We start from the raw sequence: 15,843 nt of genomic DNA, 5'->3' as shown, positions 1-15,843 counted from the left end.
CCTTCGACGTCATCGTCGTCGGCGCCGGGGCGGCCGGCATGATGTGCGCGGTCGAGGCGGGCCGACGCGGTCGCTCGGTGCTGATTATCGACCACGCGAAAGCGCCGGGGGAGAAGATCCGCATCTCCGGCGGCGGCCGGTGCAACTTCACCAACATCCATGCTGGGCCGGCGAACTTCATCTCGGCCAATCCGCACTTCGCCATCTCGGCCTTGCGCCGCTACACCCAGAAGGACTTCGTCGCCTGGGTGGAGCGCGAGGGCATCGCCTATCACGAGAAGACGCTGGGTCAGCTCTTCTGCGACGACTCCGCCAAGCAGATCATCGAGATGCTGACGCGGGCCATGCGGGCCAACGGCGTCGAGCTTCGCCTGCGCACGGCGGTCGAGAAGATCGAGAAAACCCAGGATGGCTTCCGGCTCTCCCTGCCACATGGCCCTGTCACCTGCGGCTCGGTGGTCATCGCCAGCGGCGGCAAGTCGATCCCGAAGATGGGCGCCACCGGCTTCGGCTACGAGATCGCCCAGCAGTTCGGCCTGAACATCGTCGAGACCCGGCCGGCGCTCGTCCCCCTGACCTTCGAGATCAAGACCCTAGAGCGGCTGAAGCCGCTAGCCGGGGTCGCCGTGGACGCGGTCGCCGCTTGCGGCAAGACCAAGTTCGCCGAGGCCATGCTGTTCACCCATCGTGGGCTGAGCGGCCCGGCCATCCTGCAGGTCTCGTCCTATTGGCGCGAGGGCCAGGCGATCACGGTGACCATGGCGCCGGGCGTCAACCTGACCCAGGTCCTGAAGACCGCACGCGGATCGCGGGGCAAGCAGGCGGTTATCACCGTGCTGGCCGAGCACCTGCCGCGCCGGGTGGCGCAGATGATCCTGGATGAGATCGGGGCGCCGGCCAATGTTGGCGACTTGTCGGACAAGCTGATCGCTCGCATCGACGAGGCGGTGAACGCCTGGACCGTCAAGCCGGTCGGCTCCGAGGGCTACCGCACGGCCGAGGTGACCCTGGGCGGCGTCGACACCAGCGACCTGGACTCCAAGACCATGGCCGCCAAGGCCGTGCCCGGCCTCTATTTCATTGGAGAGGTCGTGGACGTCACCGGCTGGCTGGGCGGCTACAATTTCCAGTGGGCGTGGTCGTCCGGCTGGGTTGCGGGGCAAGCCGTTTAGCGGCCTCACCGGTTGTTTATTTGGCCGGCGCGATGGAAGTTCAGATAGTCGCATCGGCGGGTTTCAACCAAGCGGAAGCGCTCTAACAGTGGATCTGGCGACAATTGCCATAACGCCGGTGCTTGCGGCGACCGCGGCGACCATGCCGCATAGTGACAACGCCTCGATCACGCCCCCGCCCGCGGTGATCGTGGAGCGCCCAGCGCCGACCGACGTCCACAGCGCCGAACTCACCGTCCTCACCTACAACGTCCGAGGTCTGCCCTGGCCGATCGCCAAGGGCCGGGCGAAGGCCTTGAGGAAGATTGGCGCGGAACTGGCCGCCATGCGCAAGGAAGGCCGCCAGCCGGACGTCGTGCTCATTCAGGAAGGCTTCCGCAGCGAGGTCAGCAACCTCGTCAAGGCCAGCGGCTACCGCTACTGGGCGCAGGGTCCGACCCGTGGCGAGCGTGCCTCCGGCACAGCCCCGGAAGACGGCCGCAACTACCGGCGCGTCCGCTACATCCGGTTCGGCGAGGGCTGGGGCAAGTTCACCAGCGCAGGCCTGCACGTGCTGACAGACGAGCCGATCGTGGAGGTTCGCAACACCCCCTATCGCTACTGCGCCGGCTTCGACTGCCTGGCCAACAAGGGTGCGATGCTGGTCCGCCTCGCGCCGCCGGACCTGCCGCAAGACCTCGACATCATCAATACGCACCTAAACTCGAGAGGCGCCTCGCGGGTGCCGGTCAAGCGCTCCCTGCGCGCGCACAACCTGCAGACCGAGGAACTGAACGCCTTCATCAACAACCACTGGCAGGCGCAAACCCCACTGCTGATCGGCGGCGACTTCAACGTGCGAAACGCACCGGAGCGCTACGATTACCAGGCGGGCGAACGGCCCTATGTGGTGGTCAGCGAATTCTGCAACCATCCGTCAAACCCCTGCGACGGGCAGCCCCCGGCCGATGGCGAGCAGCCCTGGCTGCGGTCGCAGGACCTGCAAGCCTTCGCCAGCGACGGGGCGGTGAGCGTTCGCCCGGTTCGGGTCGAGAGGGTGTTCGGCCCGCAACCCGGCCGGCGACGGCTCTCCGACCATGACGGTTATCTGGTCAGCTATCGCTTCAGTTGGAAGCCAGCCGTCGCGAGCGAAACGCCAGCCTCGTCACGGTCGGTCAAGACGCCGCAGGTCGCAAGCGCCGACATCGAGATGTCCGGCCAGCCCTGAGGCTTAGGCCAGCGGCGATCCGCCATGCCGGACCGACCAAGCCTCGGCGGCGTCTTGGGCCGGGCCGGACGCGTCCACTCGCACCCAGTCGATAGAGCCGACATCGCGCTCCAATTGCATGCGCAAGGTGGCGGCGGTGGCGTCTGAGGCGTCGCCCTCACGCCCCTCGATCCGTCCGGCCAGCACCTCGGGCGGCGCCTCCAGCCAGACGCCATGGAACGGCACGCCGACCTGGGCCGCCAAGTCTTCGATCCGCGCGCGCAGATCCGGTTGGATGAAGGTCGCATCGACCACCACCGCACGGCCGGCGGCCAGCAAGGTGCGGGCCTCGCTCAGCAAGGCGTCATAGACCTGCGTATAGAAGGCGGGGCTATAGACACTGGCGAGCAAAGGGGCCTGCGGCCCGACACCGAGCAGCCGTTTGCGAATTTCGTCCGTGCGCAAGACCACCGCGCCCGGCGAAGCGCCCAAGCCCGGCGCGATCAGACGCGCGAAGGTGGACTTGCCGCTGCCCGACAATCCCCCGACCGCGATCAATTTCGGCGACGACGGCGACAGGTGGCGCAAGCCGGCGTCAAGATAATCGCTGGCGGCTTCGAAGTCGCCGCTATGGGCCTGGACGTGGGTGCGAACCCCCGCCCGCACCGCCATCATCAGCGGCAAGGCGGCGAGGCCTTCCAGCAGCTCCGGACCGAAGTGGCGCAAACCCTGGTCCAGATAGGCCGACAGCACCCGCACCGCGGCGTCGCGCCGCCGGCGGAAATCCAGATCCATCAGCAGGAAGGCCAGGTCGTACTGGATATCGATGTCCGACAGGACGTCGTTGAACTCGATGCAGTCGAAGAGGATCGGCGTGCCGTCCTCCAGCAGGATGGTCCCCAGATGCAGGTCGGCGTGGCAGTGCCGCGCGAACCCCGCGGTGCGGCGAGCGTCCAGCAGGGCCTCGCGACGAAAGTATTCGGCGTCGGTCGCGGCGATCAGAGCCTCGACACGCGCTTCGCCCAGCCTCGGCGCCAGTTCGCGGATCAGCTTGGCGTTGGAATCGATCGTGTACTTCAGCGCCTTGCCGCCGCCGCCCTGCGGCCGGACCGTGGCGCGAGCATGCAGGCCGGCCACTTCGCGGCCCATGGCCTCAGCTAGTTGGCCATCCACGGCCCAGGGCCGGGCGGCCAGCACGAAGCTCTCGTCGAAGCGGCGCATTTCCAGCGCGAACTCGACCACCGCCCCCTCGCCGTCCAACTCCAGCCCGCCGTTCGCCGCACGGGTCAGTTTGCGGACCGCGCGATAGATGTCGGAGGTCGCCGCCAGATTGAAGCGCAGTTCGCGCTCCAGCGCCCAGTGGCGCAGGTCCAGCGTCGAGTAGTCCAGATAGCCGAGCTCGACCCGGCGCTTGACCTTGAACGCGGTGTCGCCGGCCAGGAACACGCGGGCGCAGGCCGTTTCGATCGTCCGTTCGGCGCGCTCGCCGAACCAGGCTGTAACCTCGGCTTCTTCGGCGTCCGTCAAGGATAGAGGCGCTGGGTGGTCCAGCCCTCCGCGCGCCGCACGAACACCAGGCGCTCATGCAGGCGGAACGGCCGGTCGCGCCAGAACTCAATGGTTTCTGGCACGACCCGGAAGCCCGACCAATGGGGCGGGCGCGAAACCTTCCCCAGCCCAAATTTCAGGCCCATCTCGGCGATGCGCTTCTCCAAGGCCAACCGATCTGGCAGGGGCCGGGACTGCTCGGAAGCCCAGGCGCCGATCTGCGCCGGCCGCGCGCGGGTCGCGAAATAGGCGTCGGCCTCCTCCGGCGTGACCGGAACCACCGTCCCGCGCACCCGAACCTGACGACGCAGGGACTTCCAGTGGAACAGCAAGGCCGCCTTGGGATTGGCCGCGAGCTGCCGCCCCTTGGCGCTCCCGAGGTTGCTGTAGAAGACGAAGCCGTCCGGGCCCGCGTCCTTCAGCAACACCATGCGCGAATCCGGCATGCCGGTTTCGTCGATGGTCGATAGCGCCATGCCGTTGGCGTCGTTCGGTTCCTTGGCGACCGCCTCCTTCATCCATTCGGCGAACAGCTCGAACGGGTCCTGGGCCGAAAGCAGCGGCGGCGGCTCGGCCGCGGACACCTGGCGGACATACTCGTCTTCACTGGGAGACGGCGGGATGGCGGTCTTGTCGCTCATGGCCGCCCTATAGCGCGAGTTCGCGCGCTTGGCATGTTTAACGCTGCGTTGACCATGATGCCGCAAAGTCCCGGCGATGGCCGCGACCCCACCCGAAACGATGCACAGGAAGCGGGCGCGCGAGATCCTCGGGGTCTCACCGCTCGCCACCGCCGCAGAGCTTCGCCTGGCTTTCCGCGAGGCCGCCAAGCAGGCTCATCCCGATCGGGCTGGCGGCGACGCCGAACGGTTTCGCGAAGTGGTCGAGGCCTACCGGCTGCTCAGCGCGCCCAAGATCACCGACAGCATCATCCAGCCGCCAGCGACGGTGGCCTGGCCTGCTCGCACCGACACCTTCCTGAACATTACGCCGTTGCTGGCCTTGAACGGCGGGGAGTTGTTTCACCAGCCAGCTGGCGGCCGCCGCTTGAAGATCAGGCTCCCGGAGGGTCTGCGCACCGGCGACACCCTTCGGGTCGGGGCGATGGAGTTCGAGATCACGGTCCGCAGCGACGGCGAAATGCTGGTCCGGGGCGATGATCTGTGGCTCACCGTGCCGCTCGAGCCCGGCCTGCTGGCCCAGGGCGGCCGGGTGGCGCTCGACACGCCGCTGGGCCGGCGCGTGGTCTGGATCACCCGCAAGGCTGGCGAACGCGGCCTGGTGCGGCTGGTCGGCCAAGGGCTGCCGGCTCGCGGGCCGCACCGACAGGGACACCTCTTCCTGCGACTCGCCGCCCAGATCAGCTCCGCCGATTCCGCCGCCAAGACATTGCGGCGTCGCTTCGCCGCCGCCTGGGCGGCCTAGCGCAGTCGCCGTCCCACCTCTAAAAGCGCCAACATGTCGCACAACACCTTCGGCCACCTCTTCCGTGTCACCACCTGGGGCGAGAGCCATGGGCCGGCCCTCGGCTGCGTGGTCGACGGCTGCCCCCCCGGGCTCGCCCTGACGGCTGAAGAGGTCCAGGTCTGGCTCGACCAGCGACGTCCGGGCCAAGGCAAGTTCGTCACCCAGCGCCAGGAACCGGACGCGGTGAAGATTCTCTCCGGCGTCTTCGAGGACGAGCGGACGGGCGGCCAAGTCACCACCGGCACGCCGATCTCGATGATGATCGAGAATGTCGACCAGCGCAGCCGCGACTATGGCGAGATCGCCACCCAGTTCCGCCCCGGCCACGCCGACTACACCTATTTCGCCAAGTACGGCGTGCGCGACTATCGCGGCGGTGGACGAGCCTCGGCGCGCGAGACCGCCTCGCGGGTGGCCGCCGGCGCCGTGGCGCGCAAGATCCTGGGCGGCGTGACGATCCGCGCGGCCGTGGTGCAGATCGGCCCACATGCGATCGACCGCAACCGCCTCGACTGGGATCAACGCACGGAAAACGCCTTCTGGTGCCCGGACGCGCAGATGGTTCCGGTCTGGGAAGAGCATCTGGAACAGGTCCGCAAGGCCGGCTCCTCGACCGGCGCCATCGTCGAGGTGGAGGCGGTGGGCGTTCCAGCCGGCTGGGGCGCGCCGATCTACGGCAAGCTCGACGCCGAACTGGCCGCGGCCCTGATGTCGATCAACGCCTCCAAGGGCGTGGAGATCGGCGCGGGCTTCGCCTCGGCCGCCTTCTCCGGCGAGGAGAACGCCGACGAGATGCGGATGGGCAATGACGGCCCGATGTTCCTGTCCAACAGCGCCGGCGGCATACTGGGCGGGATATCCTCCGGCCAGCCGGTGGTGGCGCGGGTGGCGTTCAAGCCGACCTCATCGATCCTCACCCTGCGCCGCAGCCTCAACGAGGCCGGCGAGGAGATCGACCTGCGCACCAAGGGCCGCCACGACCCCTGCGTTGGCCTGCGCGCGGTGCCAGTGGTCGAGGCGATGACCGCCTGCGTGCTGGCCGACGCCTATCTGCGCCATCGCGGCCAGACCGGCGGCGGGGCCTTCGTTCCCGGTGGTCAGGGTCGCGTCTAGCCACGACCCTGACAAAAAGAGAGCGACCGTGCGCCTCGACCTCCTGAATATCCTCATCGTCGACGACATCCGTCACACACGGGTGCTGCTGAGCGAGATCCTGCGCGCCATCGGCATACGGCGCATCCATGAGGCCAACGACGGCGCTGAGGGCCTGCAGGTCATGCGCGCCCACGCGATCGACATAGTGCTGACCGACTTGGCCATGGAGCCTCTGGACGGCATCGACTTCGTGCGACTGCTACGCAACGCCTCCGACAGCCCCCATCCGATGGTCCCAGTGTTGATGATCACGGGCCACTCGACCTTGCGGCGGATTCACGAGGCGCGGGACGTCGGGGTCAACGAGTTCATGGCCAAGCCGATCACCGCCAGCGGCGTGATCGGGCGTCTGCAGCAAATCATCGACCACCCCCGGCCGTTTATCCGCTCTGAAGACTATTTCGGTCCCGATCGGCGCCGCAAAAGCGATCCCGACCACGCCGGCCCATGGCGTCGCGCCGCCGACGGCGCGGGCGTCCAAGCCCTGAGAGGCTGATCTGGCCACCATTTGGCGACGTTTTCAGCTTAGACCGATGGCTCTTCAGGAGCTCGCCATGAACATCCCGCGCCTCGCACTTCAGCTGTCGCTGCTCACCTTGCTGGCGGCGCCGCTGAGCGGCTGCCTCGCGGCGGCGGCAGTCGGCACGGTGGCGGGTGTCGCCGTCGGCGTCACCGGCGCGGCGGTGGGAGTCACCGCCAAAGGCGTGGGCATGGCGGCCGGCGCGGTCATCCCTGGCGGCGATGACGACAAGGACGACAAGCGCCGCTAGCTAGAGGACGTTTAGGGCGCAGCTCTCGCTGATGGTCGGCCGCGAGACGACGATCTTCGACAGGCCCGGGAAGCGCACCTTCAACCGCTCGGCGAAATAGAGGCAGAGGTGCTCAAGGGTCGGACGCTCAAGGCCCGGCTTTTCGTTCAGCAGGCCATGGTCAAGCTGCGCGGCCACAGCTTTCAGTTCGGCGTCTAGGTCGGCCAGGTCGGCCACCCAGCCCACTGGCTCCTGCTGAACGCCACGCACGGTGGCTTCCACCTTGAAGGAGTGGCCATGCAGATTGGCATAGGGCCGGTGCTCCGGCCCATCAGCGAAGTAGTGCGCCGCGTCGAAGGTCGCGGCCTTGGTGATTTCAAAAACAGGTTGGGTCATTGCGCAGGTCTTGGGGCGTTCGCGGACCAGGGGCGGCCTACGGAATGCCGAGGTACTTGTGAGTTTGGACGCTTAAACGCCACCGAGGGTGCGCGAGGCAATAGGCGATCGCCGCCTGCGTGTTTTCGACACGCGCCGGACCGTCCATCGGCTGCAGCAGGAAGCGCTCGAAATCCAGGTGCTCGAAGCTGGCTGGATCGACGCCGGCCTGGGGATAGACGAGCTTGAGTTCCTGCCCGCTGGTCTGCACGACCTGGGCCTGGGCCTTGGGGCTGACGCAGATCCAGTCGATGCCGGACGGAGCCTTCAGCGTGCCATTGGTCTCCATGGCGATCCGAAAGCCACGGGCGTGCAGGGCGTCGATCAGCACGGGATCAAGCTGCAGCAACGGTTCGCCGCCGGTGCAGACCACCAAGCGGTCGTCGGGCCCACCGATCCACGCCGCCTGCACAGCGTCGGCCAGCAGATCGGCGGTGGCGAAGCGGCCGCCGCCCTCGCCGTCCATGCCGACGAAGTCAGTATCGCAAAAGTTGCAGACCGCCGTAGCGCGATCCGCTTCCCGGCCCGACCACAGATTACATCCGGCGAAACGGCAGAACACCGCAGGCTGGCCGGCCTGCCCGCCTTCGCCCTGGAGAGTCAGGAAGATCTCTTTGACCGCGTAGCTCATGCCTCGATTCCCGGACGGCCGGCGGCCACCCAAGCGTTCCAGCCCTTGGCGCGCAAGTCACAGGCCGGGCAATCGCCGCAGCCGTGACCCCAGTCGTGCCGCTCGCCGCGCGTTCCGCGATAGCAGGTGTGGCTGTCTTCCAGGATCACCTGAACAAGGTCCTCACCGCCCAGATCATGCGCCAATCCCCAGGTCTGCGCCTTGGTCAGCCACATCAAAGGGGTCTCGACCACGAAGTTCTGGGCCATACCCATATTCAGCGCTGTCTCCAGCGCTTCCAGCGTGTCGCGGCGACAGTCCGGATAGCCAGAAAAGTCGGTCTCGCACATCCCGCCCACTAGAAACTGTAATTTCCGACGATCGGCCAAGGCCGCCGCGTAGGTCAGGAAGACGAGATTCCGCCCCGGCACGAAGGTGTTCGGAAGCCCCTTCTCCGTCACTTCGAACGCTCGCTCCTGCGTCATCGCGGTCTCGCCCACGGCGCCAAAACCCCGCAGGTCGAGAACATGATCCTCGCCGAGGCGATCGGCCCACTGCGGGAAGCGCGCGCGGATTGCTTCGCGAACCACAGAACGCTGTTCCATTTCGACGGAGTGACGTTGGCCATAGTCGAAGCCGACCGTCTCCACATGGCCATGACGGGCCAGCGCCCAGGCCAGGCAAACGCTGGAATCCTGACCGCCGGAGAAGAGGACGAGGGCGCGGGTTTGAGGGAGAACTTCGCTCATCGGCCCCATATGCGCGCGCGGGACGCAAACCGGAAGCCCAGTGCGACGAGACTTCGCGCATCACACCATACCGCATCATCCAATTTTGAGGCCAAGGCAAGTCTTCGCAACCGCAGCATTGGCCAAGTCATCACGCGATGAGTTTTCGAATCCCCCAGTGCTCAGACGCCGCCTAAAATTTCCAGTCTTCGAAAGACGGGTATTTGAGCAACAGCCTTTTGGAAGTTTTGACATTAACGGCGATAACTTATCGACGTCACGTTGACAGACTCCATAACTGGGCGCGAGCCTTGCCATTGTCGGGGGATTGGCCGCCTGCCCCTAGATGAAATCTTGCGCGGCGATGTGACGTACCGGGCCGATATGTAGAGAGCCTCGGACGTACTGGGAGGAATCTGGAATGTTGAATACTCTGCACTTGCGGAGCCTACTGATTGTGGGCGCATCTGCGGCGGCACTCAGTACAGTCGCATCGCCCGCTTGGTCCCAGACCGTTATCCAGGAATTGGTCGTCACAGCGCAAAAGCGTGAGGAAGCGTTGCAAGACGTTCCGATCGCCGTTTCCGCGTTCGATCAGGAAGCCCTTCAGAAAGCCCGGATCGACGGCGGCCCCAACCTTGTTCTCGCCGTGCCCAATGTGAACTTCTCCAAGTCGAACTTCACGGGCTACAATTTCCAAATTCGCGGCATCGGCTCCAAGCTGGTGTCCGGCTCAGGCGACGCCGGCACCGGCATCCACCTGAACAACGTGCCCCAAATCGCCAACAACCTGTTCGAAACCGAGTTCTACGATGTGGAGCGGGTCGAGGTGTTGCGCGGCCCGCAGGGCACGCTCTATGGCCGCAACGCGACCGGCGGCGTGGTCAACCTGATCACCGCCAAGCCCACTGATGAATTCGAGGCGGTGGTCCGCGGCGAGGTCGGCAACTACAGCGCCTACAAGCTGCGCGGCATGGTCAACTTGCCGATCGACGACACCTTCGCCCTACGACTGGCCGGCACCTACCTGCAGCGCGACGGCTTCGGCGACAACATCGTGACCGGGAACGACGCCGACGACCGCAAGCTCTACGGCATTCGCGCGACCCTCAGCTTCCAGCCGACCGACGAATTCCGCGCCTTCTTCATGTATGATCGGTTCTACGAGAAGGACAGCCGCTCACGGATCGGCAAGCAATTCTGCACCAAGGACAACGGCCCCGCCAACATCGGCGGCCTGGGCTATTCCGGCATCGCGCCGATCGGGCAGATCCAGCGCGCGCTCTTCAGCCACGGCTGCTTGCCGACCTCGCTCTACTCGGCCGACGTCCTCGGCACGGTGAACTCGCAATCGACCCTCGGCGGCCTGTTCGGAATGTTGAGCGGCCTTCAGACGGGAGACGCCTACGCCGGCAAGATGCAGACGCCGAACGTCCGCGACATCGAGTCGAACTTCGACCCCATCTACCGGGCGGAGACCGACATCTATGAGTTCAACGTCGATTGGGATCTGACTGAAAATCTGCGGCTGAACTGGCTGGCCGGCTTCACGCAGTCCTACATCTACACGCGGCAGGACTATAACCGCTACATCCCCAGCACCAACTTCAACACCACGCCCAATCCGGTGAACGCCGTACCGGTGCCCGGCGCGATCTATGCGGGCATCTACGCGAACCTGTTCCCCGGCGGGGCGGTCAGCGATCCGCAGAACGGGACCTACAGCCGCTTCACCACCAGCGACATCTCCTGGGCCAGCACGGAGCAGTGGAGCCAGGAAATCCGCTTGCAGTCGGACTATGACGGGCCGTTCAATTTCAACGTCGGCGCCAACATGCTCCAATTCAAGGGCACCGGCGACTACTACGTCATGTTCAATACTGGGACCGCCTGGTACCAAATCCAGAACCTGCTCACGACGGGAAACCCCAACTGCGTTGGCGCCGCGCCGTGCATCAGCATCGATCCGAAGAAGGAGCCAGACCGGCTCGGCCACAACTACTATGACAACTTCGCGCCCTATAAGCTGGAATCCAGCGCGGTGTTCGGCGAAATCTACTGGCAGATGAACGACACCTTCAAGTGGACGCTGGGCCTGCGCCACACCGTCGATAAGAAGGAAGTTCAGAACCACGCCGTGACGCTGGGAACGCCCGGCTTCGGCGTTGGGCCGCCTCCCGGCAACTCGAAGCCGTTCCTGAACGTGGAATTCAAGGAGACGACGGGCCGATTCGGCTTTGACTGGCACCCCGACCTCGGATTCACCGATGAGACCCTAGTCTACGCCTTCTACTCGCGTGGCTATAAGGCTGGCGGTCTGAACCCCGCCTGCTCGGCGGTGGTCAGTTGCCCGCCGGAATCCTTCGAACCAGAGTTCGTGAACGCCGTCGAACTCGGCATGAAGAACACGCTGCTCGAGGGTCGCATGACCCTGAACGGCTCGATCTTCCACTACGACTACAAGGGCTATCAGGTCTCGAAGATCGTCAACCGCACCTCGATCAACGAGAACGTCGACGCCAAGGTGCTCGGCGCCGAGTTTGAAGGCGTGTGGCAACCCCTGGACGGCCTTCGCCTGAACACGGCGATCGGCTGGCTGGACACCGAGATCAAGGACGCCACCTCGATCGACATCTTCGACCGCACCCAGGGCAACGCCAACCTCATCGCCGTGAAGTCCTCCGAGGCCTCCGCCTGCGTGGTGAAACTGACCGACGCCCAGACCGCCCTGGCGATCTCGAACAGCCTGAACAACCCCTTCGCCCTACTCAGCGTTTGCACGCCGGCCTCGACGACCGGCGCGGGCACGGTGTTCAACGGGGCCACCGCGGTCGGCACCAACGCCTTCGGCGGCCTGGTCTCCGACGGCGTCACCGTGGATCTCGACGGCAACGACCTGCCCAATGCGCCCCATTGGACCATCTCCCTGGGCGCGCAGTACACGTGGCAGTTCGGCAACGACTGGTCCGCCACGCTGCGAGGCGACTACTACAAGCAGACCAAGACCTTCGCCCGGATCTACAACAGCGAAGCTGACAAGCTCGACAGCTGGCAGAACGTCAATCTGACGCTCACTGTCGCCAACCCCCAATCCGGGTGGGAAATCGGCGCATTCGTCAAAAATGCGACTGACGAGGAATCGATCACCGACTTCTACCTGACCGATGACTCTTCGGGCCGCTTCCGCAACGCCTTCTTCACCGAGCCGCGCACCTACGGCGTTTCGCTCCAGAAGCGTTTCTGACCACCCAACGACCCCAGCCAAACCACTTGGCCGCCGCCCTTCGGGGCGGCGGCTTTTTCTTTGTCCGCGCCGCCACTGAAAGGCCGATTTGTAGACTGGGTACGATGACCTTCCCCGGCGAGAACCAGGAAACCCCTGTTTCCTTTTGATTCACTGTTACGTCAAAGAACGACGGTCATTTTTGTGCAGTGGATTTGAAAGCGCGGTATTTCCGCCACAGAACGCCGGAAGCTCAACTGAATCATGATCAGTTATCAGCCCTAATATTGACGCCGCGCAGGGTTGGGTCCGAGGGTCCCGCCACCCGACGCCTCCCCGCGTCGGACATCACTGCATACGCATCACGCGGGCGGGTTTCAGAGGGTGCTCCACGCCCCGCCGCCCTGGGAGGATACTGATGTCCAACAAAGCTCCGCGCCTGCGGACCCTGCTAGCCTTGAGCGCGTCGGCCCTGACGCTCTCGGCGATCTCGGCCCCCGCCCACGCCCAAGAGACCGAAGCCTTCCAGATCGAAGAGTTGGTCGTCACCGCCGAAAAGCGCGAACAAGCCCTTCAGGACGTGCCTGTCGCCATCTCGGCCTACACCTCCCAGCAGCGCGACATCCGCGGGATGACCAACATCCAGGACTTCGTGAACTTCACGCCTGGCATGAACTATTCCGGCACCGACCGCATTTCGCTGCGCGGCGCCGGCCGTAACACCTTCTACATCGGCAACGATCCGGGCGTGGCGTCCTATACGGACGGCTTCTACTCCGCCTCGTCGTCGGAACTGTTCAAGAGCTCGCTGTTCGTCGAGCGCACTGAAATCCTGCGCGGCCCGCAGGGCACGCTGTATGGCCGCAACGCCATGGGCGGCGCCGTCAACACCATCTCCAAGCGCCCGTCGCACGATTTCGGCGGCGAAATCCGCGCCGGCTACGCCAACTACGAACGCACCAAGATCGAAGGCGCCGTCTCGATCCCGGTCGCCGAGAACCTCCGCTTCAAAATTGGCGGCTCGCAGGACTGGCAGCGCGACGGCTTCATCAAGAACGAAGGCGCCGCCAACGACGCCGGCACCATCAAGCGCACCTATTTCGAGATCCAGGGCGAGGCCGAGCTCGGCGACAACCTGAATATCTGGGCGCGCTACGGCCGCTCGAACTGGGACGACGCCATGGGTGTCGGCGACCGCCTCGTCAACCAAATCACGCCCTACGACACTACCCGGTTCTTCCAGCCGATCGGCGGCCTGGTCCCCAACGGACAGTTCGGAGCGCTAACTCCGAACCCGGGCGTCCAAGACCCCTATAAAATGTCGACGAACCGCGACGGCTACGGCCAGCTCCGCGGCAACCACCTGTTCACGACCACGATCAGCTACGACCTTGGCTGGGCCGAACTGAAGTACATCGGCGGGTTCCAGCAATACAATTATCAGACCGGCGGCGACTACGACGGCACCAACCGGACCGGATCGTATGCGGCGGGCCCCTTGAACACCCAGGTCTTCAGCGACCTGACGACCGATTTCAACGAGCACAAGAAGTATTACTCGAACGAAATCAACCTGACCTCGAACAACGACGGCCCCCTCAAGTGGATCGTCGGCCTCTACCAATACAAAGAGCAATATCGTCAGCGCATCCAACTCGGAAGCCCGCTGCAGGCGCAACTCGCGACGCCAAGCTTCTACTACGGCTCGATCAACGGTCAGGCCCCTGGCGTCACTTCGCTCGCCGCCGCCGGCCTCTCCGCGACCAATCCGTCGCGCAACTTCGCCGACAACCAGGCGGAACTGGAGTCCAAGGCTTGGGCCGTGTTCGGTCAAAGCACCTACAAGTTCAGCGACCAATGGGCCCTGACCGCGGGCCTGCGCTACACGAAGGATGAGAAGGACGGCTTCGAATCCCAACGCCTGGTCCTGTTCAACCCGACGGGCGCCTTTGGCGCCGCGGCGGTGGACGTTTCCAGCGACATGGATCCGACGAAGCCCGGCGTTCAGAACTACCGCAATCTGTCGGACAGCTGGAGCGCCGTCACCGGCACCCTGAACCTCGACTGGACCCCGGACGACGACACCCTGGTCTATGCGAAGTACAGCCGCGGCTATAAGTCGGGGGGCTTCCTGCTCGGCACCCTGGCCGCCAAGCCGACCGCCGACGAAGAGTCGGTCAACGCCTACGAACTCGGCATGAAGAAGACGATCGGCGGTCGCCTGATCCTCAACGCCGCGGCCTTCTACAACGACTTCGAGGGCTTGCAGCTCAACCTGTCGCAGCTCAACGCGGCCGGCACCGCCGCCTCGAACAACTTCGTGAACGTGGACGCCGAGGCCTACGGCCTGGAACTGGAAGCCACCTGGCAGCCGATCCAGCCGCTGCAAATCTCGGCCTCGTACGGCTACCTGCACACCGAGATCACCAAGGGTTGCTGCTTCTACGACCCGGCGGATCCGAGCGCTCTGAAATCGACGGCTCGTCCGAGCGGCGGCACGGCGGTGAACAACAACGTGCTGTTCAGGTTCCAGGATCTGGCCGGTTCGAAGATCTACCAGTCGCCGGAGAACAAGTTCGCCCTGAACGCGAACTACACCTTCGACTTCGCTCCGGGCTCGCTGATCCTCTCGGGGACCTACACCTGGACCGACGAGACCACCTATCAGCCCTTCGACAACGCCGACTTCGCGGTGCCCGCCTACGGTACGGCCGATCTCCGGGTGCTGTGGAAAGACGCCGGGGACCGTTACTCGCTCATCGGCTACGTGAAGAACGTGACCGACGAAGAGGGCTTCACCTCGACCTCCTCGACCAACCCGACGGCGGTGTTCGCCAATCCGAACGTCGGCCTGGAAGTGAACGGCACGACCTATCTGCGTCAGACCAGCACCGCGATCACTCGCGGCCTGATCCAGCCGCGGACCTACGGCGTGGAGCTGCAGTACCGCTTCTAAGTTATAGAAATCATTTAACTAAAGAAGGGCGGCGGGAGCGATCCCGCCGCCCTTTCGCTTTGTCGGGTATCCGACCTTTGTTTTCTCACCCGCGTCAAATGACCGCTAACCTCCAGGTGGAATTTAACGTCTCCGCAAGCGCTTAGGCCCATGGTGAGCATAAGTTCCCCCAGGACCTCGGCGTTCATGTCCCTGCCCGAATTCTTCTTCGAGCGCGTAACCAGCGAGATCCATCAACAGATGGAAGGTGTGCTGGCGCTAACCGAACGTCTGGCGCGCCAGCCCATCGGCGCCGACGCTCAGGCGTGCATCGCCGGCGTGGCCGAAGCCGCGCGCGCTGTGCGCCAGATCCTCTCATCCTCGACGGACCTCAAGACCGCCTCTTCCGACGGCTTGCACTTCGACCTCCGCCCCAAACGCGCGGCCGAACTGGCCGACGAAGTCCAGGCCAGATGGCAGGACCGCGCCACCGACGGCGGGGTCACCCTGCTGGTCTCCTATGACGGCGATCCCGACGCCCTGATCATGGCCGACACGATCAGGATGCATCAGATCTTCGACGCCTTCATCGCCCAGGCCCTGGCTAGCGTCAGGCGCGGCGCCGTCGAAGTCAC

General features: G+C 65.1%; 13 protein-coding genes and 1 pseudogene. 9 read left to right on the top strand and 5 right to left on the bottom strand.

Annotated elements, in window-relative coordinates; all coding sequences use genetic code 11:
- Both Q7T84_RS06350 and Q7T84_RS06345 read left to right on the top strand, forming a co-directional pair.
- On the top strand, positions 1 to 1,172 hold a 1,172-nt coding region (locus Q7T84_RS06350), incomplete at its 5' end, for an NAD(P)/FAD-dependent oxidoreductase (protein ID WP_304806910.1).
- 142 nt (positions 1,173 to 1,314) lie between these two features.
- The gene (locus tag Q7T84_RS06345) at positions 1,315 to 2,379 is read left to right on the top strand and encodes an endonuclease/exonuclease/phosphatase family protein (protein ID WP_304806909.1); all 1,065 of its coding nucleotides are present in this window, start codon (positions 1,315 to 1,317) and stop codon (positions 2,377 to 2,379) included.
- A 3-nt stretch (positions 2,380 to 2,382) separates the two neighbouring features.
- On the opposite strand, the gene Q7T84_RS06340 is transcribed toward Q7T84_RS06345, so the two are convergent.
- Both Q7T84_RS06340 and pdxH read right to left on the bottom strand, forming a co-directional pair.
- A complete protein-coding gene (locus Q7T84_RS06340) occupies positions 2,383 to 3,885 on the bottom strand; it encodes a bifunctional aminoglycoside phosphotransferase/ATP-binding protein (protein ID WP_304806908.1) in 1,503 nt (500 codons plus the stop codon).
- Entirely contained in the window at positions 3,882 to 4,547 is a 666-nt protein-coding gene (pdxH, locus tag Q7T84_RS06335) for a pyridoxamine 5'-phosphate oxidase (protein ID WP_304806907.1), read from the bottom strand. Before pdxH ends, Q7T84_RS06340 begins: the two co-directional genes overlap by 4 nt.
- 100 nt (positions 4,548 to 4,647) lie before the next feature.
- On the opposite strand from pdxH, the gene Q7T84_RS06330 reads away from it, so the two are divergent.
- Genes Q7T84_RS06330 through Q7T84_RS06315 form a run of 4 tightly spaced genes read left to right on the top strand, consistent with a single transcriptional unit; the run spans position 4,648 to position 7,298 of the window.
- The gene (locus Q7T84_RS06330; RefSeq protein WP_304806906.1) at positions 4,648 to 5,331 is read left to right on the top strand and encodes a DnaJ domain-containing protein; all 684 of its coding nucleotides are present in this window, start codon (positions 4,648 to 4,650) and stop codon (positions 5,329 to 5,331) included.
- 33 nt (positions 5,332 to 5,364) lie between these two features.
- Complete coding sequence (gene aroC / locus Q7T84_RS06325; RefSeq protein WP_304806905.1) at positions 5,365 to 6,486, top strand: chorismate synthase; 1,122 nt, start codon at positions 5,365 to 5,367, stop codon at positions 6,484 to 6,486.
- Between the two features lie 28 nt (positions 6,487 to 6,514).
- Complete coding sequence (locus Q7T84_RS06320) at positions 6,515 to 7,024, top strand: response regulator (protein ID WP_304806904.1); 510 nt, start codon at positions 6,515 to 6,517, stop codon at positions 7,022 to 7,024.
- A 58-nt stretch (positions 7,025 to 7,082) separates the two neighbouring features.
- Positions 7,083 to 7,298 (top strand): hypothetical protein, encoded by a 216-nt coding sequence (locus tag Q7T84_RS06315; protein WP_304806903.1) that lies wholly within the window; start codon positions 7,083 to 7,085, stop codon positions 7,296 to 7,298.
- Here Q7T84_RS06315 and Q7T84_RS06310 read toward each other — a convergent pair whose 3' ends face one another.
- The 3 genes from Q7T84_RS06310 to queC are packed head-to-tail and all read right to left on the bottom strand — an operon-like array spanning position 7,299 to position 9,071.
- On the bottom strand, positions 7,299 to 7,673 hold the full coding sequence (locus Q7T84_RS06310; RefSeq protein WP_304806902.1) for a 6-carboxytetrahydropterin synthase: 375 nt from the start codon (positions 7,671 to 7,673) through the stop codon (positions 7,299 to 7,301). It lies immediately after the preceding gene.
- A 37-nt stretch (positions 7,674 to 7,710) separates the two neighbouring features.
- Positions 7,711 to 8,343 (bottom strand): 7-carboxy-7-deazaguanine synthase, encoded by a 633-nt coding sequence (queE, locus tag Q7T84_RS06305; protein WP_304806901.1) that lies wholly within the window; start codon positions 8,341 to 8,343, stop codon positions 7,711 to 7,713.
- On the bottom strand, positions 8,340 to 9,071 hold the full coding sequence (queC, locus tag Q7T84_RS06300) for a 7-cyano-7-deazaguanine synthase QueC (protein WP_304806899.1): 732 nt from the start codon (positions 9,069 to 9,071) through the stop codon (positions 8,340 to 8,342). Before queC ends, queE begins: the two co-directional genes overlap by 4 nt.
- Before the next feature lie 538 nt (positions 9,072 to 9,609).
- Between queC and Q7T84_RS06295 the strand changes: the two genes are divergently transcribed.
- From Q7T84_RS06295 to Q7T84_RS06285, 3 genes and pseudogenes are all read left to right on the top strand, one after another.
- Complete coding sequence (locus Q7T84_RS06295; protein ID WP_370653624.1) at positions 9,610 to 12,294, top strand: TonB-dependent receptor; 2,685 nt, start codon at positions 9,610 to 9,612, stop codon at positions 12,292 to 12,294.
- A gap of 397 nt (positions 12,295 to 12,691) precedes the next feature.
- Positions 12,692 to 15,229 (top strand): TonB-dependent receptor, encoded by a 2,538-nt coding sequence (locus Q7T84_RS06290; protein ID WP_304806897.1) that lies wholly within the window; start codon positions 12,692 to 12,694, stop codon positions 15,227 to 15,229.
- 186 nt (positions 15,230 to 15,415) lie between these two features.
- Positions 15,416 to 15,843: pseudogene (locus tag Q7T84_RS06285) on the top strand (hybrid sensor histidine kinase/response regulator); the annotation flags it as partial.

It is taken from the genome of Phenylobacterium sp. (assembly GCF_030654915.1).
Classification (GTDB): domain Bacteria; phylum Pseudomonadota; class Alphaproteobacteria; order Caulobacterales; family Caulobacteraceae; genus Phenylobacterium.
Note: the sequence above shows the minus strand (reverse complement) of the source record. Positions and strands in the feature narration are given on the sequence as shown.

Excerpts from the sequence above, each read along its gene's own strand:
- Q7T84_RS06310 (WP_304806902.1), bottom strand. The coding sequence starts at position 7,673 with ATGACCCAACCTGTTTTTGAAATCACCAAGGCCGCGACCTTCGACGCG.
- queC (WP_304806899.1), bottom strand. The coding sequence starts at position 9,071 with ATGAGCGAAGTTCTCCCTCAAACCCGCGCCCTCGTCCTCTTCTCCGGC.
- queE (WP_304806901.1), bottom strand. The coding sequence starts at position 8,343 with ATGAGCTACGCGGTCAAAGAGATCTTCCTGACTCTCCAGGGCGAAGGC.
- Q7T84_RS06315 (WP_304806903.1), top strand. The coding sequence starts at position 7,083 with ATGAACATCCCGCGCCTCGCACTTCAGCTGTCGCTGCTCACCTTGCTG.
- Q7T84_RS06330 (WP_304806906.1), top strand. The coding sequence starts at position 4,648 with ATGCACAGGAAGCGGGCGCGCGAGATCCTCGGGGTCTCACCGCTCGCC.
- Q7T84_RS06290 (WP_304806897.1), top strand. The coding sequence starts at position 12,692 with ATGTCCAACAAAGCTCCGCGCCTGCGGACCCTGCTAGCCTTGAGCGCG.
- aroC (WP_304806905.1), top strand. The coding sequence starts at position 5,365 with ATGTCGCACAACACCTTCGGCCACCTCTTCCGTGTCACCACCTGGGGC.
- pdxH (WP_304806907.1), bottom strand. The coding sequence starts at position 4,547 with ATGAGCGACAAGACCGCCATCCCGCCGTCTCCCAGTGAAGACGAGTAT.
- Q7T84_RS06345 (WP_304806909.1), top strand. The coding sequence starts at position 1,315 with ATGCCGCATAGTGACAACGCCTCGATCACGCCCCCGCCCGCGGTGATC.